This window comes from Streptomyces sp. NPDC014727 (assembly GCF_043083485.1).
In the GTDB taxonomy this organism is placed as follows: Bacteria; Actinomycetota; Actinomycetes; order Streptomycetales; family Streptomycetaceae; genus Streptomyces.
In genome coordinates, this window is record NZ_JBIBYR010000060.1 from 7,501 (window position 1) to 9,990 (window position 2,490).

The 2,490-nt window shown below is 34.3% G+C and carries 1 protein-coding gene and 1 rRNA gene (1 of these 2 only partly in view); both read right to left on the reverse strand.

Annotation, left to right across the window (positions count from 1 at the left end):
* A 16S ribosomal RNA gene (locus ACF1B9_RS37610) occupies nucleotides 1–545 on the reverse strand (it extends 1,005 nt beyond the left edge of the window).
* A gap of 397 nt (nucleotides 546–942) precedes the next feature.
* Complete coding sequence (locus tag ACF1B9_RS37615) at nucleotides 943–2,142, reverse strand: replication initiation protein (protein WP_160555784.1); 1,200 nt, start codon at nucleotides 2,140–2,142, stop codon at nucleotides 943–945.
* Between the last annotated feature and the right edge of the window lie 348 nt (nucleotides 2,143–2,490).

Genomic DNA, 2,490 nt, shown 5'->3' on the forward strand with positions numbered 1-2,490 from the left:
CCTACGTATTACCGCGGCTGCTGGCACGTAGTTAGCCGTGGCTTTCTGGTTAGGTACCGTCAAGGTACGAGCAGTTACTCTCGTACTTGTTCTTCCCTAACAACAGAGTTTTACGATCCGAAAACCTTCATCACTCACGCGGCGTTGCTCCGTCAGACTTTCGTCCATTGCGGAAGATTCCCTACTGCTGCCTCCCGTAGGAGTCTGGGCCGTGTCTCAGTCCCAGTGTGGCCGATCACCCTCTCAGGTCGGCTACGCATCGTCGCCTTGGTGAGCCGTTACCTCACCAACTAGCTAATGCGCCGCGGGCCCATCTGTAAGTGACAGCGTAAACCGTCTTTCAGCTTTCCTACATGAGTAGGAAAGGATTATCCGGTATTAGCTCCGGTTTCCCGAAGTTATCCCAGTCTTACAGGCAGGTTGCCCACGTGTTACTCACCCGTCCGCCGCTAACTTAAAAAGCAAGCTTTTTAAGTCCGCTCGACTTGCATGTATTAGGCACGCCGCCAGCGTTCGTCCTGAGCCAGGATCAAACTCTCCGATAAAGAGTAAGATTAGCTCATTGCTAAACTCTAGCTTTTGTTACTTGTTTTGTTTCTATAACGAAAGTTATAAAAACGATTATTGTTGACGTTTGTTTGTTCAGTTTTCAAAGAGCAATTTAATGTTGCTGTTAGGAGCAACTTTTATATAATAACACAGCATTTCACCGTGGTCAACTTCTACGAACAAACTTTTTTAAAAAAAGAAAGAATGTTTTTTTCGAATTAGCGACATCTACTAATATACCATTCGCATTCGTGGAAGTCAACTTCTTTTTAGAGGTTTCTACTAGTTGAAATGTTTTTCTATTCTACATAATAAACTCTCTTACAGCAATAGATAGTTCAACGTTAATAATTCCGATAAAAAAGAACAAGAACCAATATGGTTTTTGTTCTTTTAATTTAATATCATTTTTCCCCTGCGATCATTTAGTTCCTGCATTATTGCTTCTTTCTTTGAATTCCATAAATCTAAAGCATCATCTTCATTCATGTATTTACTAAAAGTTTTTAAAGCTTCCGGTTTCATCATCCAGTCTGTTAAAAATTCTACTCTTTTGATTTTACGTTTTGGTATATGACTGTTAACAAAATCTTGAATGGCATCATCTGAAGGATTTATCTCAATAATGTTTTTATCTATCTCATTCTTTAATTTGTACGTGATAAACCCTATTGGATTTTCTATTTTATGATCATCTCTAATTGACTCCATCACTTGAATTACATTTCTTTTCCCATAATTCAACCAACTTTGTATAGTTTTATTCGGAACTTTAACTCCTAAATCACTCGCCAAACTTTTAATATCTTTAATATCGTCTTTAGAAACAACAAAAAGATCATTTTCAAGTTCTTCTGTATCTAACACTGCATTTTGACTGGAATGAGATATCGGAATAGGTAAAGGTTGAATAATAGAATCTTTGGTTTTTATAAAGAATTTAATTTCTTTAACTGCCCTTCCTTGTTTTATCTCTTGAAATTCAAATGTGATATCTGATTTTTTATTTATCTGTTTTTGAGAAGGGAGTATTACACGCTGTTTAAAGTTTCCGTAAGCAGGATATATACTTGTTGCGCCCAACTTATGTCTTAGGTCCTCCATAGTGAGGGTTCTTTCTTGTAGACGTTCATATTGCTTAAGCAGTTCATATATCCTTATAGAATAATGCCCCTTTAGTTTACTTACGTTTTTTAAATGATACGATGTAAATTCCTTTTTCAACTCTAATAAATAAGGGGTAAGAAACTTATGTAGTGTAAGCTCGATTGTCCCCTTTTTATAGTTATAATCAGCTTGGGATAACCATTGAACTTGTACTAATCTTTCTTCGAATCTTATTTCATAAATTTTAGCTAACATATTCCTCGTAATTTCTTCTAGTTCCTTATACCTTGTATTACTGTTTCCGCCAATCAATTTTATGAAATCTTTGATTGTGAAAGTGTAAGATTGAAATTCCTTATCATTTGGTTGAACTAAACTAATAAGGGTTAAGATGATTTTTTGTTCTATCTCGTTTAATTTATATGCTGCTTCAATAAGCTGATTTGATTTCGTAATTAAGTTGTCTGCACTTATCTTGGATCCCATATTAAAACTCCTTTTTATTGATCATTCTAAAATATAACAAAAAACACAAATGAGAGTCTACTTGTGTTATATTTCAGAAAATTTAAAACACACACTCGATAAACGAAGTTTTTATTTTTTTAAAATATTCTTAATTACCAAAATAATAAAAAAACAAGTTTTTACAAATCTCTCTTGTTTTGATTGTTTTATCAATTATTTGTTTTAATTGTTTTAATTGTTTTAATTGTTTTAGGAGGTAAAAAACCCTTATGTATCAAGGGTTTGAGGGACCTAACTATAACAAAAACTGAGTGAACTATAACAAAAACTGAGTGAACTATAACAAAAACTGAGTGAACTATAACA